We start from the raw sequence: 24441 nt of genomic DNA, 5'->3' as shown, positions 1-24441 counted from the left end.
TTTAGATTTTAAATTTTAGATTTTCGATTTTCGATTGACCCCACGGATAAATTCGGGGGGCAAGTTTCATCGGATACAGGTTTTTTATTTCTGGACGGATGAATCCGGGGGCTTGTATCCTGGATGCTTTCGGTCAATAGCAGTTATTCCGCCGTCAGATTCAACTCGTAAGCGATCGGCTCAGAGGCTTGAGAAACGACCACGAATTCATAATAACCAGCATCATCCAGCAATCCCGACCAACTAAGCCCATCTGCATCTTGCAGCAAAGCTCGCGCGCCCTTTGTCCGCCCCGGAGTATAAATTGACAGCAGAGTAGATTTGCGCGGTGCTTGCAAATTCACGCGCAAAGTTTGATTTTGAGCGAACCGGGCAATGTAAGCTTTCCCTTCTCCGGGTTTGAGATTGCCTGTGAGGCTTTTGCTGTTCGATAGGCGGTCAAATTCAACGCTTTCGACAGTGGCTCCTGCTTGCAAGGATGCGAGGGCGTCGGCGGTAATTGCTTGCCAAATTTGTCCGATCGGCAAACCGATGATATTGCGATCGCGCGGCTGTTGTGGAAACCAATAAAAGAACTTGGCATCAGCCAAATCGTAAAGAGCCCGACTGCTCAAATTCAGCTTGTTAACCTCAGTTTTCCAGCGATCGATATCGGCGGTGTCGTAAGTGCCCAACCGCGCTCTAGCGTCGCTGCTGAGATTTTCCAGCTTGTCGAGCAACTCGTCGCCGATTTTCTGCCACCTTTCGCGCCACTGGCGATCGTCATCGCCTTCTTTTAACAGCCGTCCGCCCAATTCCGGGTATTTGGCATAGAAAGTCTCGTCCACAAGGTTGACGTAACCGCTATAGAATCGATCGTCAATTTTGAGCTTTACAAAGCGATCTTGCAAAGCATCTTCTTGCTGCTGCTTCGGGCTCGGGCTCTGGGGAATTTTCTGCACTTTGGATTGCAGATTTAACAAATAATTGCCCGCAAACCAGCCAACTCCCCCCATACTTGAGAGCACCGCCACCACAAACAAAACCATTTTCCAAGCAGGCATCTTTTGTTGATTGCCAATAGCAGCACGCACCGGAGTTCCCGGCAGTTTTGGCGCGGGGGCGGGTACTGGTATAGGCGAGTGCTCCGGTGGCTGCGTGGGCCCAAAATCCGGGGCTGGTGGCAAAGGTGGCTGTAAAGGCGGATTGCCCGAGAGAGCGAGCATTACCTCGCGAGCCGAGGAGTAACGCTGGCTCGGCTGTTGAGCAAGCATTTTATCCAGCACCAGGGACAAATTCGGAGACAGAGAACATTCCGCCCGCCAGTTCCAATTGAGCGTCTGGCTGTCGAGCAACTGATGCGGTTCCTTCCCCGTCAGCAACACTAAAACCGTCGCCGCCAGAGCGTACAAATCGCTTTGGGGATAGACGATGCCCATTTGCATTTGTTCGAGGGGAGCATAGCCGAGCTTGCCGATGCGAGTCGCGGGCGCGGGAGTGCCGTTAGCCTCAGCGAACAGAGACTCTACGGTGGCGGCAAGTTGTTTTACTCCGCCGAAGTCGATCAGCACCGGCATCCCGTCAGAACTCCGCAGAATCAGGTTGTCCGGGGAGATGTCGCGGTGAATCACTCCCAAAGAGTGAATGTATTCGAGCACGGGCAAAATCTGGAGCAGCAGTTGATTGATTTCTGCCTCTATGAACCGCAAACCCTGACGCTTGCGGGCGTCCAGCAGGAAGCGGTAAGTTTGACCGGGAACGTAGTCTTGAACGAGAAATAGGTAGCCTCGATCGCTGATACTGACGCGGAAGAGTTCGCGGAAGCGCGGGATTTGATTGTGTTGCAGCTTGTAGAGAACTCCTGCTTCCCGCTCGAACAGTTCCTCGGATTTTTGTAAAGCGTAACTTCCGTGTACTTGGGGCGCAAATTCTTTTAAAACGCAGGGTTCGTTAAATCGGTGGGCATCTTCAGCTAGGTAGGTGCGCCCGAAGCCTCCGTGTCCCAATTCGCGGACGATGCGGTAGTGGTTGTTGAGAGTTATGCCGGGGTAGATGGGATTGTTCATTGGAACTTGCTGCGTCGGATTTTCACGCTTGACTGAGACTGAGGATTTTGGGCGATCGCTGAATTAATCTTGACATAGTGTGTCAGTGTTTATTAGTCGCTCGGCAGCTTGCCTATCCCCTGTGGTTATTGTTAAAAAAGCGGTTTCGTGGTATTGAAGTTTATCTACTGCGCCATCTTTTCGATTCGATCGACCTCAAAGTGTGTTCAAATTTTTAGTGTCCAGCCCAATGTGCGATCGGGTCGTTAGCGCTACTAATTGAATCTTGAGCGATCGAGGTGCAAAATACCCATTTTAAGGAGCAAATCATGCAGCCAGAACAGCGTCAGCGAGCAATTGGGGCGTTTGAAGAGTTTTTGAGGGCGCCGCTTGAGGAACGATTGCAACACCAGCAGAATCGAGTTGCCGAAGCGGGGGCGATCGCGCTTTTTCAAAAAGTCGCGGCCACAGTACCAGCTTACCAGACTTTCCTAGCTGCACTCAACATCGATCCCGCCTCAATTAAAACCTTTGAAGACTTCCAAAAATTGCCGCTAATTACCAAAGAGAATTATTTACGCTGTCACCCGCTACCTCAGTTGTGCTACCAGGGCAAATTAGAAACTTGCGATTTCATTGCTGTTTCATCGGGTTCGACAGGAAACCCGACATTTTGGCCGCGTTTTATCAGCGACGAGTTGCAAATTGCCGCTCGTTTTGAACAAATATTTCACGACAGTTTTTACGCCGAAAATCGCTCAACTTTAGCTGTCATTTGCTTTGCGTTGGGGACTTGGGTAGGCGGAATGTACACGGCAAATTGCTGCCGCTATCTAGCGAGTAAAGGCTATCCAGTTACAGTTGTAACGCCTGGGAATAATAAGGCTGAGATATTTCGAGTTGTGCAGGAACTTGGGGAGCATTTCGAGCAAGTAGTATTGTTGGGATATCCGCCGTTTATTAAGGATGTGATTGATAGCGGAATTGCTGGGGGTGTGGAGTGGCAAAAATATCGAATTAAGATGGTGTTTGCGGGGGAAGTGTTTAGCGAAGAATGGCGGAGTTTGGTGAGCGATCGCACTAATTCTGACAATCTATATTACAACTCTGCGAGCCTTTACGGTACTGCCGATGCGGGCGTTTTGGGCAACGAGACACCGCTGAGCATTTGCATCCGCCGCTTTTTAGCAAACAATCCCGAAGCAGCACGCAATTTATTCGGGGAATCGCGGTTGCCAACGCTGATGCAGTACGATCCGAAAAGTCGCTTTTTTGAAATAAATAATGACGGCACGCTGTTATTTTCTGGCGACAACGGCATCCCGCTAATACGCTATCACATCTCCGATAACGGCGGTTTAATTTGTTACGAAGCAATGCTAAATTTTTTGGCAGAATGGGGATTTAACCCTGTGGCACGTTTGCAGCAAGAAGCAGCTATGAAAGTTTCTGATTTCCCCAGAGGAATTCGCTGCTTGCCCTTTGTCTATGTATTCGGGCGATCGCACTTTACCGTTTCCTACTTCGGTGCTAACATTTACCCGGAAAACGTCACCGTAGGTTTAGAAGTTCCCGCCATTCGAGAATGGGTGACGGGAAAATTTGTACTGCAAGTCAAGGAAGATGCGGATCAAAATCGGTTTTTATCGGTGGTTGTGGAATTAGCAGCGGGGGTGGATGGCCACGAGGAGATGAAGCAGGCGATCGCATCTTCAATTCTCGCGCAATTGCGGCGGCTAAATAGCGAATTTGCTAATTACGTTCCGCCAGAATATCAGTTACCTGTGGTGACATTAACGGAGACGGGCGATGCAGAGTATTTTCCGATTGGGGTGAAGCACCGATACACGCGGCAGTAAACCGTGTTTTTGTGAGTAGGGGGTGCACTAAATTGTATCGGGATCAATATTTAATTCTCGCAGTTTCGCGGCCAGGCGATCGGCTCGTTGAGCTTCTTGTCCGGCTCGTTGAGCCTCTTCGTCGGCTCGTTGAATCTCCCTTTCTGCAACCTCTTCTGAAGTAGGGACAAGCTCTCCTTCTGCGGTAAAGAAACGCAATTTTCCGGCACAAATTCCCAAACTCAAATCGAGTTGTTGACTCCGCAGATGCCCGGATTCGTTCGGTGCGATTGCTTCATATTCCCCGTCAACTAAATGAAACCCAGCTAATTCTAAAGTTTCTGGGTCAAACCAAAAGTAGTCGTGAGTGCGAAAAGTATCTTGATATAGTTGTTTCTTAAAGTTTTTGTCTACATCCGCTGTTTTGGGAGACAGGATTTCTACGATAATATTGGGGTACTTTCCCTCTTCATCCCAAACTACCCAGCTTTTCCGAGTTTTGCGTTCAGTTCCGAGTACCACAAAAAAGTCTGGACCCCGGAAGTCTTTCGATTTGAGTTGCTTGGGACTGTAATAAATGGTGAGGTTTCCAGCAGCATAGAAATCATTTCTATCTCGCCACAGCCATTCTAGACAGTTGAGGAGTAGGATTATTTGTCGGAGATGCAGTTCTGTTTCCACCGGAGGTTCGTCACTGTATAAATCGCCTGAAGGAAAGATAACATTTTCTGGTATCTCTTGTTCTGGTATTTCTTGGGTAGTAGCTAATTCTGCGGTTGCGGACATGGCTGCTGGCTGAGGAGTAAGAGGTTGTCTGTCTATTTTAGCAAGCTTTTCATATCTCTGCCGAGGACTATTCTGAAACCCCGATCGCACTTTTTGCCCAAAAATGCGATCGAACACCGAACAATTAGTGTTTAACTATTAGCAATTACCGCTTTATTGGCCGTCAGCTTCCCTGAGAGCAGCCAAAATTTCCGGTCGTTTCATGCGCGCGTAGCCCCGAATTTTCCGGTCTTTGCCGATAGCCTTCAAGCCCCTCAGCGAAAGAGTTTCGTAGTCTTCCGTTGGGGACGGAAACGGCAACTCCAACTGCAACTGCGGTAGCTGAGGTTTCTGCTGTGCTTTCGACTGCTTCTTGGGCTGTGTTTTTGACGGCGTTTTAGGTTGTGCCTCGGGCTGTATTTCTGAGTGCGTCGCTGCGCCTCCGAGTTGGCGGCGCAGCGTTTCAATTTGATTTTTTAGGTCATTTTCTACGTCTTCAATGGCGTCAGAAACAAACTGATTAATGGTTTGGACTGTGCGTTCTAGTTTTCTTGACAGCAGTTTTTCCAGTTCATCCAACTGTCTCAAAGCGGCTTCAAGATTTACCTCAGAAATAACCGCCGATGTTGGCGGACGGTTGCTGCTCGATTGTTCAATTTTTTTAGCCATTTTATCTACCTTTTCATGAAATGCTTTTTCCACTTGTTCGAGCAAATGCTTAATCTGTTCTATTTGGTTGCGCTCAAAGTTCTGCTCAGTTAGAGCTTTTAGGTGCTTTTTTAGTAGTTCTTCATTTTTTTTAACAGATTGTTCTATTTGTTTTGTTAGACTCTCTACCTTTTTTTGAAATGATAGCTCAAATTGTTGCAGTAGAGTCTCAATTTGTGCAGTTTTATGAGTCGTTTGCGGAGCTAAATGTTCCATTTCTGCTTGAGCAACAGCTACCTCCTCGTCGCTCATTTCAAATACCCAAGCCCACATTTGCTCGATGCCGAGTTCTTTAGCAACAATACACCAATCTGAGCCGCAGACAACTTCATATTCTTCTTCATTGCTGTAAGCTTCAGTGCGGCGCACAATTAAAGGAATCAAGTTGCTGCCTTGCTCGATGAGACTTCTCCTGAGATCTTCGCGGCGTTTGCGGGGAATTTCCCCCCTCTGAGGCTCTGGTACTGCAATTTGGGAAGTGTAAATCTGACTGTGACTAATTGGCTTAATCCGCAAATATTCAACTATTCGGTTTTGATCGGACGATCGATCCATCTTGTTACAAGTCCCCTTTTGTCATTTAAATCTGGTGTGTATGTATTTATGTATATTTGTACTTTACAGCCTCAATTTTAAGTGCTGCTGAACTAACCCAAGAACTCTAATTGTCGGGTGCGCCACAAGCACTTTACCAAAACTGCGATCGAACTCGGTTATCTGGGGAGATATCGCCTTGCTGCTGTACCTGTGCGGTGACAGCCCGGCGATCGCCAAAAGTTACTGCAATTCCTAAAAAAAGCGACTGTGATGAGTTTAACTGGCTGTGGGGCACCAATGATACACTGCTTTACTCATCTTTACTTTTTTTCGCGTCAGGGCGATCGGGCTGGGGTTGCGAGTTGCGATCGCAATTGCCATTTATACGAAAGCCAGCTTTAATATCCCCTTTATTCTTTAGTCTCAAGCGAGAGGGACGGAAGTTCGTGTAGGATGGGTTTCAACCGCCGAGTCTAATCGGGTTTTTCAACTTTTGTCGGGCGGGCTTTGAGCGCCCCAAAAATGCAATTGAGATGGCTGAAAGCTTATAAATATTTTTGCCACTTGTCAATAAGCTTAATCATTGTTTTTTCCCCTAACCCTTTAATGCGTTCCAACACATTTTCAAAAGATGCAAACTGCTCCAAATCTCGCTCTTTGATGATTTGTTCTATTATTTGAGCTTTGATGCCAGCATTTTTCAAATTTGTAGCCAATTTGAATTTATCTTGAGTGTTGAGTGCTTCCAACAGCGGAACAGGTTTGGGAATGCGGCTTTCAACATCTTTAACCCTCTCTATCAGCGCCTGTTTTTCCCGCATATACTCGGCTTTCAATTCATTAATTCTGTTTTCCAATCTACTTTCAATATTTGTCAGTCGCTGTTCAAAGCTGGAGGACTGTTGCGGAACCACAGTTACACTTTGATTCTCAGTGATTGCGGTTTTTCTGAGAATTTCAAGTTGTTTGAGGAGAAGTTCTTCATTTTCTTCTTCCAGGATGAATGCTCCGATTGTCTCGCCTTTGGGAGCATCTATTTCCTTTGCTCTCGCCGCCGCATAGTATTCAAAATCTCCGTCTACTATTTCGTAAGCATCCATACCGTTTCGGCGGACAATTATCGGATTAATCAATCCTCCTGACTCTAAAATCAGTCTCGCTAATTTATCCAAATCAGGCTCTGCAAAATTGGAACGGGGTACTGCGGATGTAATTTTTTTAACTGCAACCAGTGACGGAGATAATTTTTTCATTAGTTTTTACCTATTTTTTCCAAAACTTCGAGTGCTAGCATTTCAAATTCTTGGGATGCGATGCAATCAGGCTTAAAGTCTAGCACTGAAATGGGATCGGCGATTTCCATATTTCCCACGATTTGAAATTGTTCTGCACACTTTGCTAAATCGTCTCTCTCGTAAATTACGCTGTCCATGATTTCAAAGCCGTAGCGTTTGGGAATTGCCTCCCTCCGCTTGGGCAAACTGTACTGTACAAATTTACTATTAGTTGAGATTTTGCAAGAGAGTACGCCTAAAACTTCTAGAGGTTTCTTGCCAATTTGTTTTTTGAATCCATTAACTTTTTTAATAAAATCCTTGACATTAATCAGTCCTTGATTGGCAAAAGGTTTTAAGTCAGAAGGAATAATTAAATAATCTGCCGCAATTAGGGCAACTCTAGCATAAAAATTCAACGATGGCGGCGTATCAATCAGTACAATATCATATTTATTCTGTACTTCTGCTAGCTTCTGAATTAAAATCATTCGGCTGTAATCTAGTTGATTGAGTTCCATTTCATATTGCATTAAATCAATGTGGGAAGGAACCACATCTATTTCGGGATGGCAAAAATTAGACTTGCGAGCTACTTCTGCGATGGAGAAAAAGTCTTCTGATTGCAAAACTTGAAGAATATTATTATCTTTCAAATCATCTTGTTCTTCATCCTCAAATTTAACTAAACCTGTCGCAAAGGTTGTATTTGCCTGACTGTCTAAGTCGATCACCAAGACTCTCTTACCTTTCTTGCTCAGCGCAGCAGCTAAATTGACTACTGTTGTAGTTTTGCCAACGCCGCCTTTGTTATGGTAAACTGCAATAACTTTCATACTATTTTGCCTTTTTTGGGGAACGGTTACATCGGATTTAAGTTGAGGCTTAACTGGATTATTTTCAGGTATTTGTTCCGGTTCAGAGATTTGACTTTGCTCAGGTTCTGCGGTGGCGGGATTGTTGGGCTGTACTGGGACTTCGCTAATTAACTCAGGACTAACCAAATTAATTTTACTATCTTCCAGTTTGAGATTATCGGGATTTTTTATAAAGTTTAAACGATCTCTGCCAATTAAAGCGATAATTTCCTCAATTCTATTTTCAAGGTCTTGTCCAGCACACTTAAAGACTAGCTGAATATCATCGGCGATTCTTGCATAAATTCTAATTTCTTTACCGTTAGTTATGAGGCCGTAGCGGATGCTCAAACTTGTTAAATAGCGATGGAGTTTTCGCAGGTGGCGGTCTAAATTTTCCTTCGGATGTTTAGCCTCCATGACTACACTCATCGGTGAGTCTGTCTCGACGACTATGGGGATAACTTGGGTGGCAAATGAGAGGAAGTCTAGACGAATATTCCCAAATGCTATTTCTTGGTGCCAAGTGTCGGGAGTATAGCCTAACTTTGGTAGCAGATAGCTGACAATAAGTTTGCTTTCTACTTCGCTTTCGTTGCGACAGTTATTGGGATTGAAAGTCATTCGATTTTAGATTTTAGATTTTAGATTGGGAATGACTGATTTAATAATGGTAGGGATTGTGATATTGACAGTAGGGCGCGCATTCCGCCTCTGACAAAGGCTACGGAGTTTAATATCGAAAAACCCGGTTGTGTTTGACAAACCGGGTTTTTCTGGCATTTATCGCGTTGAAAACTTACTTGGTTTTAGCGTTAAATTCCTGCAAGGTTTGATAGCCGCCAGCCGGATCGTATAGGTGACAGTTGTCGGCAATCCGCTTCATTAAAGACCAAGAAAATTCTGTTTCGTAGAGATGATCTTGCCAATTATCCTTTAAGCTGCTGTGGGCGAGGCGCAAATTGTACCAGGGAATAGCAGTTGAAAGGTGGTGGGGAACGTGCACGTTAATGTCGTGGCACAGAAACTCTACCCAGCGGGGATAATCGCAGTGAACTGTTCCCGATAGTTGCGCTTGGGCTTCGTCCCATTCTTCCGGTTCTTTAAAGGAAATGTCTGGTGCTGTGTGGTGAACGATCGTAAAAGTGCTCATCCAGAAATGGTAAACCAGCCAGGGCATCAACCAAAATTTGACAAATCCCCAAATGCCTGTTGTTGCAATTAAAATCGGGAATCCGATCGCAGCACCGATTAAAACCACTAACACAGAAAACCGGACTTGTTCTTGTTTCTGTTGGCCTGTGAAGCGCCACCACATAAAGTGTACTTTTGCCCAGTGGGCGATCGAGCCGATCCACCACATCCGACCGAAAATTAAACTATAAGCTATTTGTAAAGCCTTGGGAGCAGCAGCGTAGTCTTCCGCTGTCATGGGTTGCCAAGCATTATCTTCGCCAATTTTGTTGGTGTGCTTGTGGTGATAATTGTGTCCGTGCCGCCATGCGTGAAACGGGAAAATTAACGGCAAAAAGGCGAGATGTCCGACTAAATCGTTAACCCAGCGGCGGTTAGCAAATGACCGGTGACCGCAGTCGTGACCGATCACAAAAAAACCGGTTAATCCGGTTCCTGTGAAAATCCACATCAGGGGTAGTAGAAACCAAGGAGAGACTGCTATGCCCCAATAACCGACAGCAAGTAGCAAAACGTTGACAATAACTTTTGTCCAAGCTTTGCGGGGGTTTTTGACGAATACTTCCCGCGGCAGGGTTTTGAGAATATCTTTGAGGCGCAGGTTGGAAGTGTCACTTGCGGATATCAAATTTAGTGGTTTTTCGATCGATGCTGTCATAAACTGATTTCGATTCTCCGTATGCTATGAGCATGGCTTAACAAATTAGCGCAATGAAAAAGCGCAGTAAAATGTCAGCTCGTTGCCAGGTTGTGGCAGACGAGTTGAGCAGTAGGCAAGCGCGTTTTAGCAAATGCTAGCGATCGCTATCCGCAGTTAGGAATTTCTGGCACTTTCGGCAAAAAATACTGCGGGTAGCAAAACCTTGGTTTTTATAACACAGGGGCAGCACAGTTAGCATTAGCGACTGTTGTCTGCTAATTGCTGTTGCTGCCAGAAATGGGGTCTAGAGCCGACAAGCCAGCGATCGAGCGTTGCTGTTTGAGGCTTTGCACTTCCAACAGCAAGGATTCGATTTCCGCTTGCAAGTGCAGGAACTTAACTTGCTGGTCGGCTTGGTAGGGGCACTTCACCGAATCTACTTTGCGGGCAAAAGTGGTCGATAGGGTAGAAGAACTAGCCATTTCGGGATTGCTCGCGGTAACTTGAGGCCGGGAAAGAGTGGATGAATTATTTGACATTAGTAATTGGGTAGACATATCTACACATTCACACCATTAAGTTACTTTAACCTGAACCGATCGTATTAAACATCAAATTAACCGATCGAGCTAAAATTAGTGTAAATTCCTTGGCCATTGCCTAAAACCATTGACATCGTGACCCTGATTCTACCTGCTACTGACTCTGCTGCTAACTCCGCTGCCCGCGCAGCCGAGCCGAAACGCTACGGCTGGCCCGGCTTGATCGAAGCTTATCGCCCCTACCTGCCTGTGACGGAAACCACGCCGGTAGTCACTCTCCAAGAAGGCAATACTCCTCTGATTCCAGCACCTGCGATCGCCTCTCTCATCGGTCGAGACGTGCGCGTCTTGGTCAAATACGACGGCCTCAACCCCACTGGTAGTTTCAAAGACCGGGGGATGACAATGGCGATTTCCAAGGCAAAGGAAGCTGGTGCGGAGGCAGTAATTTGTGCCAGTACCGGCAATACTTCTGCCTCCGCGGCCGCCTACGCCAGACGCGGAGGAATGCGAGCTTTCGTGTTGATTCCCGAAGGTTACGTGGCTTTGGGCAAGCTGGCGCAAGCTTTGCTTTACGGTGCGGAAGTAATTTCGATTGGGGGAAATTTCGATCGGGCCCTAGAAATTGTCCGCGAAATGGCTGTTAACTACCCCGTGACATTGGTCAACTCAGTCAATCCTTACCGTTTGGAAGGCCAGAAAACCGGCGCTTTTGAAGTGGTGGACGCTTTGGGCGATGCGCCCGACTGGCTGTGCATTCCCGTGGGAAATGCCGGAAACATCACAGCATACTGGATGGGTTTTTGTCAATACCATCAAGCAAAAAAATGTTCGCGCCTGCCGCGGATGATGGGATTTCAAGCCGCTGGGGCTGCACCTTTGGTGACGGGACAGCCCGTGGCGAACCCGGAAACCCTGGCGACGGCGATTCGGATCGGCAACCCCGCTAGCTGGAAACAGGCGATCGCAGCTTCCGAAGCGAGCCGCGGCAGTTTTGCAGCAGTCACCGACGCCGAAATTCTCGACGCTTACCGTTTGTTAGCATCGCAGGAAGGAATTTTCTGCGAACCGGCGAGTGCAGCTTCTGTGGCCGGTTTGCTGAAGGTAAAAGACCAAGTTCCGACTGGGGCGACAGTGGTTTGCGTGCTGACTGGTAACGGTTTGAAAGACCCGGATACGGCAATTAATCACAGCAACAATCAGTTTAAAAGTGGCATTGCTCCGACTTTGGATGCAGTAGCTGGGGCGATGGGATTTTAGAAGAAGGAAGAAGGAAGATCGAAACAGGCAAGATGCCTGTTCCACTCTTAGTTAAAATCTCTTGTGGGGCGGGCATCTTGTCCGCCCGTAAGCCATCGAAACAGGCAAGATGCCTGTTCCACTCTTAGTTAAAAACTCTTGTGAGGTGGGCATCTTGCCCGCCCCTAAACGTATCAATAAACCCCTGTGAGATAACTTGTTCTTGCTCGACTCAGCGAGACAATTTTGTCATTATATTATGACTAAGCCTACTGCAACCCTGTTAATTGCCTGTCCCGATCGCAAAGGACTCGTCGCCTTACTTGCTAACTTTATCGCATCCCATAACGGCAATATCATCCACGCCGATCACCATACAGATTTTACCGCCGGATTGTTTCTGAGCCGGCTAGAATGGCAATTAGATGATTTTGACTTAACCACCGAACAAATAACACCTGCTTTTAGTGAAATAGCCAAGGACATACAAGCCAATTGGCAATTGCATTTCTCCCATCAAATTCGGCGGATTGCCATTTTTGTAAGCCGTCAAGAACACTGTTTATTAGACTTGATTTGGCGACAACAATCTCAAGAAATCAGATGTGAAATTCCCCTGATTATCAGCAACCATCAAAATTTAAAGCCTCTTGCCGCACAATACGGTATCGACTTTGAGTATATTCCCATTACTAAAGACAATAAAGCTATTCAAGAAGCACAACAGTTAGAAATTCTTAAGAAATATAATATCGATCTAGTAGTTTTGGCGAAATATATGCAAATCTTAAGTCAAGACTTTACGATCGCATTTCCCAATCTGATTAATATTCACCATTCATTTTTACCCGCGTTTGTGGGTGCAAATCCCTACGAAAGGGCTTATGAAAGAGGGGTAAAAATTATCGGTGCAACAGCCCACTACGTTACACCTGATTTAGATGCGGGGCCGATTATCGAACAAGATGTTGTGCGCGTCAGTCACCGCGATGAAGTGTCCGATCTGGTTCGCAAAGGTAAAGATTTAGAAAGGGTTGTCTTAGCAAGAGCCGTGCGATATCATTTACAAAATCGTGTTTTAGTTTACGGCAATCGGACTGTGGTTTTTGCTTGAAAATTAGGCATCATATCAATCCTGGTTTGTTACTTTTTTAATCACTCGGCGACTGCTCTCAATTCCGGTTGCACGAGCGCAGTGCAGCGAATTCCAAAGTTTTCTCAACTTGATATTTTTCATGAATTGTGGCGCGGTTAAGATTGCCCGTTGTCGTCAAGTTGCGATCGCCCTTGGGCCACTTTTCCCACATATCCGCCAATACTGCGAGGTTTCGGAACTTTACTTTTACCCGCAGGCCATCCTTCGCGCTGCTGGGAGCGATCGCCATCGGTTTCTTCGGTTTGGTCGTGAAACAAAATTTGTCGCGTGGGATAAGGCAAATCGATGCCGTTTTCCACAAGCTTTTTTTTAATAGCACAAATTACCTTGTCGCGCGATCGCATATCGTCAATTCGGCGCGGCGGAGCAATCCACCATCGAACGCGAATATTGACGGTACTTTCTGCTAGCTGAACCACCAGCACATCGGGTGCAGGATCTTTCAACACTTCATTTACGCTGTACAATGCTTCCAGCATTAACTGCTTGGCGCGGTCAATATCGTCGTTGTAACCAATACCAAAATCGTATTCCGTGCGGCGTTTATCGAAAGCAGTATTCACTGTCACCGCATTTGTAAACAATTCGGCATTGGGAATGACAATCCGGCGACCATCATAGGTTAGGATTGTTGTAGCGCGGGTCTCAATATTTTCTACCGTTCCCTCAAAGTTTTTAAACACAATCTGGTCATCGATTCGGAACGGTTCAGTCAACAGAATTAGGATACCGGCTAAGAAGTTTTGCAAGATATCGCGAAAGGCAAAACCTATCGCCACCCCGCTAATTCCCAGCAATTGAATCAAATCCCCAGCTTTAAATGTGGGAATTATAATCGAAAGCGCAACAAACAGACCAACTAGAACGATCGTACCCTGCGCCAACCGTCCTAACACCAACCCCAAATTTCGTGCTTGGTGGTGGTTGCGGGTTACCCGCCTGACCGCTCTCTTAATTGCCCCGCCCACGCAGAAAAAGATTGCAAAGACAATTAACGCCAGCACAATATTGGGCAACATGATAATCAAGCCGTCGATCATGCTCTCCATCTTTAACCAGACTGCGGATATCTCTGCCTTCATGAAGTTTCCTCACACATCAGTCGTTTTCGATATTAGTAACAATTAGTTGGGTTGAACTCTATCTATAGACTGTAGATTGGTACGACGCGAGGCAGATTTTTTGGCTGTTTTCAAAATTTTGAATGCGGATTATAGGTTGGCGAATAGTACAGTTACATCGATCAGTCAACCATCTGTAGATGCGGAATAATAAAGAAGCAGATGAATTAAGGCTGCTTAATTGCAGGAAAAACAAAAACAAGGAATCGCTGACTAAATTGCACCTGCTAAGGCGATTCGCCCTGCCGACAATTCCTGAATTTTTAGCTCCTAATTCCCAAATGGTGGTAGATCGAGTAACTGATTTTTAGAAGGTGGAAGCTGGGCGGGATTTTTGCCTGTTTGGGCGGAAGTTTGACGTATTTCCAGAGCAGTTTCGCCAGGATTTGCAGTGCGAGTAGGTACTATTTCTAAAGAATATACTGTCTCCGTTTTTGCAGGGGCAGGATTTTGGGCTTTCGTGAGCAAGTCAACGGCATCTCCGAGGGCGCTAGTTAAATTTTTGCTAGTTTCGGCGTGACGAGCCTCTTCTTGTTTGAGGGCTTGAGTGAGTTGTTTAACTTGTTCGATCGCCCGATCGCGCTCTTCGAGAACTTCTGCTAACTTAGCTTTAAGTTCGCCTACTGTTTGCAGTTGTTCGACTTCCTGCTGGCGAGCAACTCCAGCATCGTCGCCTTCGGGTACAAGGGGCGAAAAATTTTGTAATTGCTCTATTTGTGCTTCCAGAGAAGCGATGCTTTGCTGAGTTAATTTAGCATCATTCCGCCGCTGCTCGGCTTCGGTATTGTAGAGTTGGCGCCACTGAGCCGCACTTTCACCGGCCTCATCTCGATCGCGCGAAACTTCTGTTAACTGCTGTTGCAGTCGCTTGATTTCATCTAACCACTGTCTGACATCCTGAGCCATATTGATTTTAGATTTTAGATTTTAGATTTTAAATTTTAGATTAGCAATGGCTTAATTAAATAACGCTCCTTATTTCCAGTTGCGCGATCGTCCTGCATCCATTTTCCCTTTTCTAATTCCCCGTCTCCTGTGCGCTATGAACATTTTTTACTGGTTGCGCTACCTGATTTTAGCTTTGTTTCAGGCATTTTTGAGGCTGCTTCGAGCTCTCAAACGGAAATTAGGTGGTTTTTGGCTGTTTTGTCGGTGTTTGACTTGGGGCACGCTTAAGGAAGTCGGCGCGAAGGCAGGAGAACAGCGCTTGCCGGGGCTGTCTGCGGAAATGGCCTACAATTCTATGCTGGCGCTGTTTCCGGGGCTGTTGGCTATCTTATCTGCGATCGCCATCTTTGAACCTTTGCAGTCAACACTGTATCAAATCGCCCGTCTTTTGGGCGAAGTCATACCGGATAACGTTCGGAATTTGATTGGCGGCTTAATCAAAGAAATTTTGTTAACTCGCAGTAAAGGGCTGTTTTCGGTCAGCTTTTTTGCGTCGCTTTGGGTATTTTCTGGAGTAATGAGCGCGGCGATGGCTGCACTCGATCGCATCCATCAAATCCCGAGGGATCGAACTCGACCATTTTGGAAAGCAAAACTTATTTCTCTGGCGCTGAGTATCGGCACAATTATACTATTGATTCTGGCATCGGGAGTAGTATTTGTCAGCGACTTAATTGTACAAGCTATTGCCCGCCAGAGTTGCCTGCTGGAGTCCGTCGCCACTTGCGATTTAAAAGATGTTCAAAATTGCTTGCTGCTCGCCGATAATTGCCCTTTGGAGTCGCAACTGTTAGGTGTTTGGCGGCTGTGGCGGTGGCCGATTTCTTTAGGAATTGTATCACTGGCTTTTGCCTTTGTTTACCGCTACGGGCCGAGCCGCCGTCAACCAGATATTCCTATTTTGTCGGGAGCTGTTTTTGCAGCTATTTTGTGGGCGCTATTTTCAGCTTTATTTCGGTTTTATGTTTGGCATTGGGGCAATTTCAGTTGGACTTACGGCACGATCGGAACTTTTATTGTGTTGCTGCTGTGGCTCGATCTTTCTTCTTTGGTGATGCTGATCGGCGCTCAGTTGAATGTGACAGTGGGAAAGGCAATGAAACAATCACAATTAAAATAATTTGTTACTTGTTATTTGTTATTTGTTATTTGCCGGATGCTGGCTTACCGACGGAGTAAAGTGCTGAGGATACCCGCAACGAAAGACAACAAAATCAGTATCCAGATCACAGCACCGGGAATGAATGTCAAGATGCCAACACCTCTGAGAATCCAAACTAGGAGGGTGAAGCCCAGGATAGCCAAAAAGATGCGGGTAGATAGTCGCATTTGAAATCTAGGAGAATTAGCCATGTTGAATGTTAAAGTTTTGTCTGGATCAATGATAGCTGTTTTATTGGCGATCGGCAGTTACCTCACTTTAATTTCGGTTCCGGGTTCCGCTATTGCGCTTGGGGGTGCAAATGTCTTGGGAGAAGCGGCAAAGGCTGCTCAAAAAACGCCTGCTGCGAGTTTAACAATTTCCGATCGCACAATTGGAGCGGCGAAGGTGGGGATGACTTTCGGACAATTGAAAAAGGCTCTGGGTTCCACGGCGCAGTTTAAGGTAGAGTCTCCTTTTATGGTAGACTTTGATGCTGTGGCTGTCAGCCAGTCGGGAAAAGTGCAATATCGGATTATTTATGCTGCGGGTACAAAGCTAAAAGATACGGATGTCATTGAACTTTTGATGACTGAGAATTCTAATTATAAAACAGTTCAGGGCGTTGGGCCGGGAATGACCCTCAAACAAGCCGAGGTCATTTACGGCAAAGCTACTTTATCTTATAACGTGGATAATGAATCGAGAGAAGGGGTTGTATTTGCTAAGCAACCCACTAGAAACATTATGTTTGTTCCCAAGGCTGAGGGGAAGCAGTTCGCGGGGGTTTACGGGGCCGGTCAAGGGGGATTTTATCAGACTAATAAATATCAGCCGAATGCTGTGATTCGCTCTGTGATGGTGCGGAAGTAAGTTAGTAGAAACAGCCCAACAAATAACTCGGCAATTGAAATCGCTTCTACAGAAACTATCGTCCCAGTAGAGGGAGACTCAAGAAAGGAAGGACGATCGCACTTATCAAAAAAAGTGTGATCGCCAATGTTTAGTTAACTGAAACCGCCGCAAAAATTACCATTTATAACGCGCTGGTAACGGGATTGGAAGGGCGGCAGGTCGCGGATAAACGGTGACTGTCGCCACTGCGATCGAATACAACCTCAAACTTAACGTGAGGTATAGTTTGTCGCAGAAACTGAAAATGCCCGTCTGCATCAGAACGACTGCGGAAGCGGGCAACGATCATCCATTGATGAGAAGGTAACAAACGGGCGATCGCCCAACAGCACAAGCGTTCTTTGTACGTCATAATAGAATCCGTCTCCAGTGAATTGTTGGAGCCAGAGCCAGCCCAGAACCTTGGACAGTTGAGGGGCTGGCTTTTGACTGTTTACAGGTGGCAGTATAACACGTTATGACGTACAATAAGATAAAATGACTTAAAATGAGATATTTTTATCGGTCTTAACTCAAAACAGCGTAAGATGGACTGTGTTGAGATGTTTTGCAGTGCAACGAATGGCTTCACGGGGACGAGTTACCGCATACTTGCCAGAGGAGATTCAAAAAGCTCTGGAAGAATGGGCAGAAGAAGAAAGCAGATCCGTTAGCAGTTTGACAACTTACCTGCTTACGAAATCTGTTAGAGAGCGCCAAGAGCAGAAAAAGGACGAATCCCGGAGCGATCGCCCGAGTTGAATTGGCGCGATACAGAAAGGGTTTGGAGTGTAAAATTTAAGACAATTGAAGTAAAGCCATGCCGTCCAATGCCTTCACGTATGCGAGTCACAGTTACACTGCCAGAAGACGTTCACCAAGCCTTGTCCGAATGGGCCGAAGAGGAAGATAGAACGATCGCAAACCTGCTTTCCCATGTGGCCGCTAAAGCAGTCAGAGAACGCCAAGAACAGAAAAAAGATAAATCAGAAAGCGATCGCCATAATTAAAAAAGAGCAATCCCATTCGCGTCGATCCGCGTCCATCCGCCTACATCTGCGGTAAAAAAAAAGAACCATCGCCTCAAAAAAATAAGGTGGGCCGCAGCCCACCCTACTCATATTATTTAGCAGTCACCAACTGTGCCGGCAGCCGCTTAAACGCTAACCTTTCATTCTCGATATCCACAAAAATGGTATCGCCGTCAGCAAAATCTCCCCGCAAAATACCCTTCGCCATTTGCGTTTCCAACTCGCGCTGAATTCCCCGCTTCAAAGGCCGCGCACCGTAAACCGGATCGTAACCAATTTCTGCTAAGAAATCGATCGCAGATTCCGACAGCTTCAGAGACATCTTGCGTTCAGCTAACCGTTTTTCCAAGCGCTTGACTTGCAACAGCACAATCTGCCGCAATTCGCGCTTGCTCAAACCGTGGAAGATAATCATCTCATCAATCCGGTTCAAGAATTCCGGGCGGAAAGTTCCCCGCATCGCTTCCATCACCCGACTGCGCATTAGTTCGTTATCTCCCGCCACATCTAAAATGTATTGAGAGCCGACATTCGATGTCATAATAATCACAGAATTCTTAAAGTCTACTGTGTGACCTTGAGCATCGGTAACGCGGCCGTCATCCAGAATTTGCAGCATGATGTTGAAGACATCCGGGTGCGCTTTCTCTATTTCATCGAATAGAATCACGGAGTAAGGACGGCGGCGCACAGCCTCAGTTAATTGTCCGCCTTCATCGTAGCCGACGTATCCCGGAGGCGCACCAATTAACCGCGAAACTGCGTGTTTTTCCATGTATTCCGACATATCAATTCGCACGATCGCTTCTTCGGTGTCGAACAGATAAGACGCTAATGCTTTAGCTAATTCGGTTTTGCCAACACCCGTGGGACCGAGGAAGATAAAACTCGCAACCGGACGATTGGGATCGGCTAAACCAGCGCGCGATCGCTGAATTGCATCTGCAACCGCCGTCACCGCTTCATCCTGTCCGATTACCCGCTTGTGCAGTTCATCTTCCAAGTGCAGAAGTTTCTGCATTTCCGATTCAACTAACTTGCTGATCGGAATTCCCGTCCACTTGGAAATAATCTCGGCAATGTCACCTTCAGTGACTTCTTCCCGCAGCAAACTTTTACCTGTGGTTTGAGTTGCTGAAAGTTGAGATTCAGCTTGTTGCAGTTGTTTTTGCAATTCGGTTAACTTGCTATATTTCAACTCAGCAGCGCGGTTCAGGTCATATTTTAATTCAGCTTGCTGAATTTCAATATTCACCTTATCAATCTGTTCTTTAATCTTTTGAATGCTGCCGATGACACCTTTTTCAGATTGCCACTGGGCATTCAAACCGTTTTGGTGTTCCTTGAGGTTGGCTAAGTCTTTTTCCAGTCTTTCCAAGCGTTCGATCGAAGCAGCATTACTTTCTTTTTGCAGCGACAGTCTTTCCATTTCTAGCTGCAAAATCCTGCGATCGATTTCGTCTAGTTCTTCCGGCTTGGAGGTAATCTCCATTTTGAGTTTAGCGGCTGCTTCGTCCACTAAGTCAATGGCTTTGTCTGGAAGGAAGCGATCGCTAATATATCGAGTAGATAAAGTAGCCGCCGCCACTAGGGCGCTGTCAGAAATTTTCACGCCGTGGTGAACTTCGTACCGTTCTTTCAAGCCCCGCAAAATCGAGACAGTATCTTCAACTGTCGGTTGGTCAACATAAACTTGTTGAAAACGGCGTTCTAGTGCCGCATCTTTTTCGAGGTACTTGCGGTATTCGTCGAGAGTTGTAGCGCCGATACAGCGCAATTCTCCCCTCGCTAACATCGGTTTAAGTAAGTTGCCGGCATCCATCGAGCCTTGAGTTGCGCCAGCACCGACAACGGTGTGAATTTCATCGATAAATAAGATGACTTTGCCGTTGCTGTCGGTCACTTCTTTGAGTACCGCTTTCAAGCGTTCTTCAAATTCTCCCCGGAATTTTGCACCGGCAATTAACGCGCCCATATCTAAGCTAATTAATTGCCGATCTTTGAGAGATTGCGGCACATCTCCGGTGATAATTCGCTGGGCGAGTCCTTCGGCGATCGCAGTTTTGCCGACTCCCGGTTCCCCAATCAATACCGGGTTATTTTTGGTGCGGCGGCTCAAAATTTGAATGGTGCGGCGGATTTCGTCATCCCGTCCGATTACCGGATCGAGTTTGCCTTGACGCGCGGCTTCAGTCAAGTCTCGGCCGTATTTTTCCAGCGCTTCGTATTTCCCTTCTGGATTTTGATCGGTCACTTTGTTGTTCCCCCGGACTTGGGCAATAATATCTTTGAGCTTGGCTTCATCTAGTTTAAATTCTTGTAGTAGATTTCTGCCGAAGCGATCGTCCTTAACGTAACCTAGTATCAAATGCTCGATCGAAATAAATTCATCGCCGTACTCTTTTCGGTAAGTATCGGCGCGATCGAGCAAAGTGTCGAGAGAACGACCTAGATAAACGTTGCCGCCGCTTCCAGTAATTTTGGGCTGGCGACTGATAAACTCATCAGTGCGATCGCGCAATTTTGCTACAGAAACTCCCGCTTTGTTAAACAAGCTGCTAGCGAGTCCCGATTCTTGTTCCAGCAAAGCTTTCATCAAGTGTTCGCTTTCTAGCTGCTGCTGCTGAGCTGCTTTGACGAGTTCGGGAGTGCGGGCGAGGGCTTCCCAGGCTTTTTCAGTAAATTGGTTTGGATTATTTGGTTGCATAAATTTTAATTCCCTGCATTAAAAATGATGGCTGCTGTAGAGGCAATTGCTTGATTCCTCGTACAATTGTCATTGTAGGGAGTTAGTGGCGGGCGATCGGATCGGTGTTCCCCTCTCTGTAGATAGGTATTTCCGTCCTATGTAGCTGTGTCGCGCAAGGAAAAGCAAACTGTCGCGCCTAAAAGTTGGACTCTTGGATAAAACCAACTCTCACATTAAAAAAGCTTTCTAGTGCCACTTGAAAGAACTGCACATTCTTAAACAGTCTCCTGCTTCGGATTGCTGATATTCTTTACGCTGGATATCCTAAGGCTAGAGATAATAGAACAATTGGTGTAGGTCGAATTAAAGGCTCAGGACAAAAAGAGATTGCCTGTTCTTTAGGAGATATCAAAAATGAGGTACAAGATCAGTATGAAGCACTAGGCCATATTGTGCTTCGCAAACCGAGATCGAGCGGACTTGACTACCATGCAGAATGGCGTTTGATAAGAGAAGCAGAAATGCAAGGATACGAACTTGAGGCAATTGGGGTAAGCGATCGTACAAATAGGATTAGAGGTATTTGTGGCACTTGTTGGGGACACATGCAAGCACGATGAATTAGAAGAGCTAGCTTATTAGAGCCGAGAACAAACAGGCTAAAATGAATACTCAATATATGAAAGGAAAGAGGGTTAACAATGACTCCACAATTTTTTAACTTGGATTCTTTGGAACAAGAACTAAAACAACTGTCCCATCTTCACCAAGTAGCTTTTGCCGCTTCTATTTGTGAAAGAATGCTGCCAATGTACGAGAAATTTTCTCAAATGGAGAACTGGGGGCAGCCCTCTTTACTAAGAGAAGTGCTGGATGAAGTTTGGCTGATTCTACAAGAAAAATCAATCGCTCCGTCAAAAATTCGTAAATTAATGGAAAAAATTGACGGTGAAGGTGTTTGCCCGGACTTGGAGTCAGATGAATTTTGTGATGCTCATTACGCTTTTGAAGCTCAATTCACTATTTCGGCACTCTACTCTACTCTGACAGCCCTACTAACATCGGACTCTAAATATATTATTGGAGTAGTGCGAAATGCTAGATTTGACACTATTGAGGGATTTATTGGTCAAAGAGACAAGCTATACGAATTAAAAAACTCTCAAGATATGTTGGAACCAATTGCCAACGATCCGCTAGCCAAGCAGGAAATTGCTAAGGAAATGGAAGACTTACAAAATCTGAAAAAAGCCGATAAATTGTCAGCCGAATTTTTAGAATGGCTTCGCACATCCTCTTGCAATAAAGGTAAAAGCTTAATTGACTTGTTATGAGAGAGACAACGATCCTATCGAATCATTTGGGCAAACATTGGATAGATGAAAGAGATGCTCTTAACAATTTTTTTGTATTGTACGAACTGTTTAAACGAGACTTCCTAGAGAGGTTCCGCACCTTTTTTGACAACGGTGGTATAATTTTAATCGATATCTATCTTGAGCTATATGATGATAAGCGCTATCTTCCCAGGTTTTAACCTGGAAATTATCAAAACTTACGCAGAACCCCTATATGTAAGGTGCACACGGCGCACCTACAGATAGAGACTGTGCGTTAGTCCGGATCGGGTTGTTAATTATTCTTTATTTGGATAATTCATATATCAATACATTTTAAAATTTCTCTCTTCCTTCCTGCCTTTTTCTTTTTCCTTGAATATCTGCCTCCTGACTATTGACGAATGCTCAATAATTAATCCGTGTATCCGTGTCAACATCCATATTTTGCCTCACTTCATGCCTGCATTACCACCCGTTCCGGGAGACTGACAATAAAAGTAGAACCTTTGCCGTCCTGGCTTTCGACGCTAATTTCGCCGCCTAGAATTTGACACAAACGCTGGCTAATTGTCAGTCCCAAACCCGTCCCTCCGTATTTGCGGGTAGTCGAGGCATCAGCTTGGGTAAAAGGTTTGAATATCTGCTCCAATTGTTCGTCCGTCATCCCGATGCCGGTGTCGCTGACTCGAAACATTAAAACTTGAGAATTGTAGTTTGAACCAGAATAAAAATCATTATTTTTATTTTGTTTCGCCGATCTTGATTTTTCAATTATAATTCTTTCGACGCCGATAGTAATGACCCCTTTTTCTGTAAATTTGGCAGCATTGCTGAGCAAGTTGAGAAGAATTTGCCGCACTTTCGGTTGGTCGGCGTACATTGTGCCGAGTTCGCCTTTTGTTTTCAGTGCTAAAGCATTGCCTTTTTTCTCTACTAGCGGTTGAGCCGTAGTCATCACTTCTTCAATCATGGTCGCCACGTCGAAGTTTTCTAAATAAAGGGTGACGTGACCGGCTTCTATTTTGGAAATGTCGAGGATGTCGCTGATCATGTCGAGCAGGTGTTTGCCTGCTGTTTGAATTTTTTCTAAGTCGGGGAGAAAATCTTCGGAACCGGAATCTTGAGCATCTTCTTGCAGCATTTCGCTGTAGTTAATGATGGCATTGAGGGGTGTACGGAGTTCGTGGCTCATGTTGGCGAGAAATGCACTTTTGGAGCGGTTGGCAGCTTCGGCTGCTACTTTTGCTTCGTGCAAGTCTTCTGTATATTCTGCTACCCGCTGTATGAGTTCGTTGAGCGAAATTGCTAGCCTTCCCACTTCGTCGGAAGTAGTGACGGGTACTTGCAAATCAAAGTTTGATTCTTCGGTAACTCGCTGGGCGATGAGGGTGGTGGCTTCTAAGGGGCGGGCGATCGCCGCGCTGGTGTATCGTGCAAGTAAGGCTGCGATACCGGCGGATACTGCTAGAGAGCACACCAGAATCAGAGTTCCAAGTTGTTCTGCTTCCTCGTAGGTTCTAAATGCCTGATCTGCTTTCTCGCGAAAGTTGCCGGCCAGTGTGGCTGAATCCTCGGAAAACACTTTGAGTTTCATAGCAGTTTCGCCAGCCACAAAATTGTTCAAGTTGCGCCCCAAAGCCTGCTGCTGCTTTGGATTTAAACCAGATAATTTCGCAGTCGCCAACAATTTTTGTACTTGTTGAAAGTATGATTCTACGGTTTTGCCGTGGGCTTGAGCGAACTGTTGAAGCAGTTGGTAGTCTTTTGCAACCTCGGGATTCTTCGTCGGCGGCAGAGTTTGCAGTTGTTCGAGGATGCCGCTCATCTGAGCAACGCGGGTCAGGAATTCCGAGCGTTCGCGATCGAAAATTTGCGGTTTTGCCGTCAGACTCGCGAGCTCTTGCTGGTGAATTCTGACTTCCTGCACCGTGTTATTGAGGTTTGTCAGGATTTCCGCTTTATCTCGGTCGATCGCGAGTTTTTCTCTAACTTGCTGTTTGTGATAGGATTCTACTCCCCGTCCGGCCACAGCACCCAAAACGGCAATACCAATGACCAAGGCGTATCCGCAGCCGATTTTCTGCCTGATGCCCAAGCGGCCCAACAGACTTTTTAACCCTAATTGAGGAAGGTTCTGCAGTTGATTTTTCAAGGCTAAGGTTAAAGACATGGGCAATGTACTCGTCACCTTTGAGAGGCACCATCTATATTCTAATTGATGCCTGCGTGAGGGTAAATAAAGTTCTGGTTTCAGGCCCGATTTCGGCAGTTATGGGGTCTTTGCAGGGTTCCACGGCTCGATCGGCTTGACAGTTTGGAGGAGTTATGCCTAACAAATTATAGCCGAAGCAAGAAGGAAGAAACAGTCAAAGGCAAGGTTTCATTAATTAAGAACGTCCTCACCGTCGGGCGCGGTTGCGAGATAAGTGGCGAGTTATAAGTTGCAAGTTATGAGTTAGATTTCTGATTCAAAACTCTACTCTACTCGCAACCCACAACTCTA

At 46.0% G+C, this 24441-nt stretch carries 22 protein-coding genes; 8 read left to right on the top strand and 14 right to left on the bottom strand.

Annotation, left to right across the window (positions count from 1 at the left end):
- Positions 1–143 precede the first annotated feature (143 nt).
- Positions 144–2045, bottom strand: coding sequence for a serine/threonine-protein kinase (locus QUA20_RS12045; RefSeq protein WP_333189061.1), 1902 nt, complete (start codon positions 2043–2045; stop codon positions 144–146).
- Positions 2046–2353: 308 nt separating this feature from the next.
- Between QUA20_RS12045 and QUA20_RS12040 the strand changes: the two genes are divergently transcribed.
- The gene (locus QUA20_RS12040) at positions 2354–3883 is read left to right on the top strand and encodes a phenylacetate--CoA ligase family protein (RefSeq protein WP_333189059.1); all 1530 of its coding nucleotides are present in this window, start codon (positions 2354–2356) and stop codon (positions 3881–3883) included.
- A 27-nt stretch (positions 3884–3910) separates the two neighbouring features.
- Here the strand turns inward: QUA20_RS12040 and QUA20_RS12035 are convergent, their stop codons facing one another.
- From QUA20_RS12035 to QUA20_RS12005, 7 genes are all read right to left on the bottom strand, one after another.
- Positions 3911–4648, bottom strand: coding sequence for a Uma2 family endonuclease (locus tag QUA20_RS12035; protein ID WP_333189097.1), 738 nt, complete (start codon positions 4646–4648; stop codon positions 3911–3913).
- Positions 4649–4801: 153 nt separating this feature from the next.
- Positions 4802–5890 carry a Rho termination factor (modular protein) gene (locus tag QUA20_RS12030; protein WP_333189057.1) on the bottom strand — a complete coding sequence of 363 codons (1089 nt, stop codon included), beginning with the start codon at positions 5888–5890 and terminating at the stop codon, positions 4802–4804.
- A gap of 133 nt (positions 5891–6023) precedes the next feature.
- Entirely contained in the window at positions 6024–6167 is a 144-nt protein-coding gene (locus QUA20_RS12025; RefSeq protein ID WP_333189055.1) for a hypothetical protein, read from the bottom strand.
- 250 nt (positions 6168–6417) lie between these two features.
- Positions 6418–7125 (bottom strand): ParB N-terminal domain-containing protein, encoded by a 708-nt coding sequence (locus QUA20_RS12020; protein WP_333189053.1) that lies wholly within the window; start codon positions 7123–7125, stop codon positions 6418–6420.
- On the bottom strand, positions 7125–8627 hold the full coding sequence (locus QUA20_RS12015) for an AAA family ATPase (protein ID WP_333189051.1): 1503 nt from the start codon (positions 8625–8627) through the stop codon (positions 7125–7127). Before QUA20_RS12015 ends, QUA20_RS12020 begins: the two co-directional genes overlap by 1 nt.
- A 175-nt stretch (positions 8628–8802) precedes the next feature.
- The gene (locus QUA20_RS12010) at positions 8803–9855 is read right to left on the bottom strand and encodes a fatty acid desaturase (protein WP_333189049.1); all 1053 of its coding nucleotides are present in this window, start codon (positions 9853–9855) and stop codon (positions 8803–8805) included.
- A gap of 257 nt (positions 9856–10112) precedes the next feature.
- A complete protein-coding gene (locus QUA20_RS12005; protein WP_246276764.1) occupies positions 10113–10376 on the bottom strand; it encodes a hypothetical protein in 264 nt (87 codons plus the stop codon).
- A gap of 138 nt (positions 10377–10514) precedes the next feature.
- Here QUA20_RS12005 and thrC point away from each other — a divergent pair, with 138 nt between their 5' ends.
- Complete coding sequence (thrC, locus tag QUA20_RS12000) at positions 10515–11639, top strand: threonine synthase (RefSeq protein ID WP_333189047.1); 1125 nt, start codon at positions 10515–10517, stop codon at positions 11637–11639.
- A gap of 238 nt (positions 11640–11877) precedes the next feature.
- Positions 11878–12732 (top strand): formyltetrahydrofolate deformylase, encoded by an 855-nt coding sequence (purU, locus tag QUA20_RS11995; RefSeq protein ID WP_333189045.1) that lies wholly within the window; start codon positions 11878–11880, stop codon positions 12730–12732.
- Between the two features lie 137 nt (positions 12733–12869).
- On the opposite strand, the gene QUA20_RS11990 is transcribed toward purU, so the two are convergent.
- The gene (locus tag QUA20_RS11990) at positions 12870–13856 is read right to left on the bottom strand and encodes a mechanosensitive ion channel family protein (protein WP_333189043.1); all 987 of its coding nucleotides are present in this window, start codon (positions 13854–13856) and stop codon (positions 12870–12872) included.
- A gap of 309 nt (positions 13857–14165) precedes the next feature.
- Complete coding sequence (locus QUA20_RS11985; RefSeq protein ID WP_172187768.1) at positions 14166–14801, bottom strand: hypothetical protein; 636 nt, start codon at positions 14799–14801, stop codon at positions 14166–14168.
- A 136-nt stretch (positions 14802–14937) separates the two neighbouring features.
- Here QUA20_RS11985 and QUA20_RS11980 point away from each other — a divergent pair, with 136 nt between their 5' ends.
- The gene (locus QUA20_RS11980) at positions 14938–15963 is read left to right on the top strand and encodes a YihY/virulence factor BrkB family protein (RefSeq protein WP_333189041.1); all 1026 of its coding nucleotides are present in this window, start codon (positions 14938–14940) and stop codon (positions 15961–15963) included.
- Between the two features lie 44 nt (positions 15964–16007).
- On the opposite strand, the gene QUA20_RS11975 is transcribed toward QUA20_RS11980, so the two are convergent.
- The gene (locus tag QUA20_RS11975) at positions 16008–16172 is read right to left on the bottom strand and encodes a hypothetical protein (RefSeq protein ID WP_333189039.1); all 165 of its coding nucleotides are present in this window, start codon (positions 16170–16172) and stop codon (positions 16008–16010) included.
- A gap of 22 nt (positions 16173–16194) precedes the next feature.
- Here QUA20_RS11975 and QUA20_RS11970 point away from each other — a divergent pair, with 22 nt between their 5' ends.
- Positions 16195–16857, top strand: coding sequence for a hypothetical protein (locus QUA20_RS11970; RefSeq protein WP_333189037.1), 663 nt, complete (start codon positions 16195–16197; stop codon positions 16855–16857).
- A gap of 163 nt (positions 16858–17020) precedes the next feature.
- Here QUA20_RS11970 and QUA20_RS11965 read toward each other — a convergent pair whose 3' ends face one another.
- Positions 17021–17251 carry a hypothetical protein gene (locus QUA20_RS11965; protein ID WP_333189035.1) on the bottom strand — a complete coding sequence of 77 codons (231 nt, stop codon included), beginning with the start codon at positions 17249–17251 and terminating at the stop codon, positions 17021–17023.
- 209 nt (positions 17252–17460) lie between these two features.
- On the opposite strand from QUA20_RS11965, the gene QUA20_RS11960 reads away from it, so the two are divergent.
- Together QUA20_RS11960 and QUA20_RS11955 are read left to right on the top strand one after the other, a co-directional pair.
- Positions 17461–17640 (top strand): ribbon-helix-helix domain-containing protein, encoded by a 180-nt coding sequence (locus QUA20_RS11960; RefSeq protein WP_193973468.1) that lies wholly within the window; start codon positions 17461–17463, stop codon positions 17638–17640.
- Between the two features lie 68 nt (positions 17641–17708).
- Positions 17709–17888 carry a ribbon-helix-helix domain-containing protein gene (locus QUA20_RS11955; protein WP_333189032.1) on the top strand — a complete coding sequence of 60 codons (180 nt, stop codon included), beginning with the start codon at positions 17709–17711 and terminating at the stop codon, positions 17886–17888.
- A 112-nt stretch (positions 17889–18000) separates the two neighbouring features.
- Here the strand turns inward: QUA20_RS11955 and clpB are convergent, their stop codons facing one another.
- Positions 18001–20616: an ATP-dependent chaperone ClpB gene (gene clpB / locus QUA20_RS11950; RefSeq protein WP_333189030.1), complete on the bottom strand. Its 2616-nt coding sequence runs from the start codon at positions 20614–20616 to the stop codon at positions 18001–18003.
- 683 nt (positions 20617–21299) lie between these two features.
- Between clpB and QUA20_RS11945 the strand changes: the two genes are divergently transcribed.
- The gene (locus QUA20_RS11945; RefSeq protein ID WP_333189029.1) at positions 21300–21932 is read left to right on the top strand and encodes a DUF416 family protein; all 633 of its coding nucleotides are present in this window, start codon (positions 21300–21302) and stop codon (positions 21930–21932) included.
- A 460-nt stretch (positions 21933–22392) separates the two neighbouring features.
- Here the strand turns inward: QUA20_RS11945 and QUA20_RS11940 are convergent, their stop codons facing one another.
- Positions 22393–24108, bottom strand: coding sequence for an ATP-binding protein (locus QUA20_RS11940; protein WP_333189027.1), 1716 nt, complete (start codon positions 24106–24108; stop codon positions 22393–22395).
- Positions 24109–24441: the final 333 nt, after the last annotated feature.

The sequence above is a fragment of the Microcoleus sp. Pol7_A1 genome, assembly GCF_036701085.1.
GTDB lineage: Bacteria > Cyanobacteriota > Cyanobacteriia > Cyanobacteriales > Microcoleaceae > Microcoleus > Microcoleus asticus.
The sequence above is the reverse complement of the archived record's forward strand: the minus strand, read 5'-3'. Positions and strand labels throughout refer to the sequence as shown.

Excerpts from the sequence above, each read along its gene's own strand:
- QUA20_RS12015 (WP_333189051.1), bottom strand. The coding sequence starts at position 8,627 with ATGACTTTCAATCCCAATAACTGTCGCAACGAAAGCGAAGTAGAAAGC.
- QUA20_RS11965 (WP_333189035.1), bottom strand. The coding sequence starts at position 17,251 with ATGACGTACAAAGAACGCTTGTGCTGTTGGGCGATCGCCCGTTTGTTA.
- QUA20_RS11975 (WP_333189039.1), bottom strand. The coding sequence starts at position 16,172 with ATGCGACTATCTACCCGCATCTTTTTGGCTATCCTGGGCTTCACCCTC.
- QUA20_RS11945 (WP_333189029.1), top strand. The coding sequence starts at position 21,300 with ATGACTCCACAATTTTTTAACTTGGATTCTTTGGAACAAGAACTAAAA.
- QUA20_RS12040 (WP_333189059.1), top strand. The coding sequence starts at position 2,354 with ATGCAGCCAGAACAGCGTCAGCGAGCAATTGGGGCGTTTGAAGAGTTT.
- QUA20_RS11960 (WP_193973468.1), top strand. The coding sequence starts at position 17,461 with ATGGCTTCACGGGGACGAGTTACCGCATACTTGCCAGAGGAGATTCAA.
- QUA20_RS11985 (WP_172187768.1), bottom strand. The coding sequence starts at position 14,801 with ATGGCTCAGGATGTCAGACAGTGGTTAGATGAAATCAAGCGACTGCAA.
- QUA20_RS12010 (WP_333189049.1), bottom strand. The coding sequence starts at position 9,855 with ATGACAGCATCGATCGAAAAACCACTAAATTTGATATCCGCAAGTGAC.
- clpB (WP_333189030.1), bottom strand. The coding sequence starts at position 20,616 with ATGCAACCAAATAATCCAAACCAATTTACTGAAAAAGCCTGGGAAGCC.
- QUA20_RS12035 (WP_333189097.1), bottom strand. The coding sequence starts at position 4,648 with ATGTCCGCAACCGCAGAATTAGCTACTACCCAAGAAATACCAGAACAA.
- QUA20_RS11955 (WP_333189032.1), top strand. The coding sequence starts at position 17,709 with ATGCCTTCACGTATGCGAGTCACAGTTACACTGCCAGAAGACGTTCAC.
- QUA20_RS11940 (WP_333189027.1), bottom strand. The coding sequence starts at position 24,108 with ATGTCTTTAACCTTAGCCTTGAAAAATCAACTGCAGAACCTTCCTCAA.
- QUA20_RS11970 (WP_333189037.1), top strand. The coding sequence starts at position 16,195 with ATGTTGAATGTTAAAGTTTTGTCTGGATCAATGATAGCTGTTTTATTG.
- QUA20_RS11980 (WP_333189041.1), top strand. The coding sequence starts at position 14,938 with ATGAACATTTTTTACTGGTTGCGCTACCTGATTTTAGCTTTGTTTCAG.
- QUA20_RS12030 (WP_333189057.1), bottom strand. The coding sequence starts at position 5,890 with ATGGATCGATCGTCCGATCAAAACCGAATAGTTGAATATTTGCGGATT.
- QUA20_RS12045 (WP_333189061.1), bottom strand. The coding sequence starts at position 2,045 with ATGAACAATCCCATCTACCCCGGCATAACTCTCAACAACCACTACCGC.
- QUA20_RS11990 (WP_333189043.1), bottom strand. The coding sequence starts at position 13,856 with ATGAAGGCAGAGATATCCGCAGTCTGGTTAAAGATGGAGAGCATGATC.
- purU (WP_333189045.1), top strand. The coding sequence starts at position 11,878 with ATGACTAAGCCTACTGCAACCCTGTTAATTGCCTGTCCCGATCGCAAA.
- QUA20_RS12020 (WP_333189053.1), bottom strand. The coding sequence starts at position 7,125 with ATGAAAAAATTATCTCCGTCACTGGTTGCAGTTAAAAAAATTACATCC.
- QUA20_RS12005 (WP_246276764.1), bottom strand. The coding sequence starts at position 10,376 with ATGTCAAATAATTCATCCACTCTTTCCCGGCCTCAAGTTACCGCGAGC.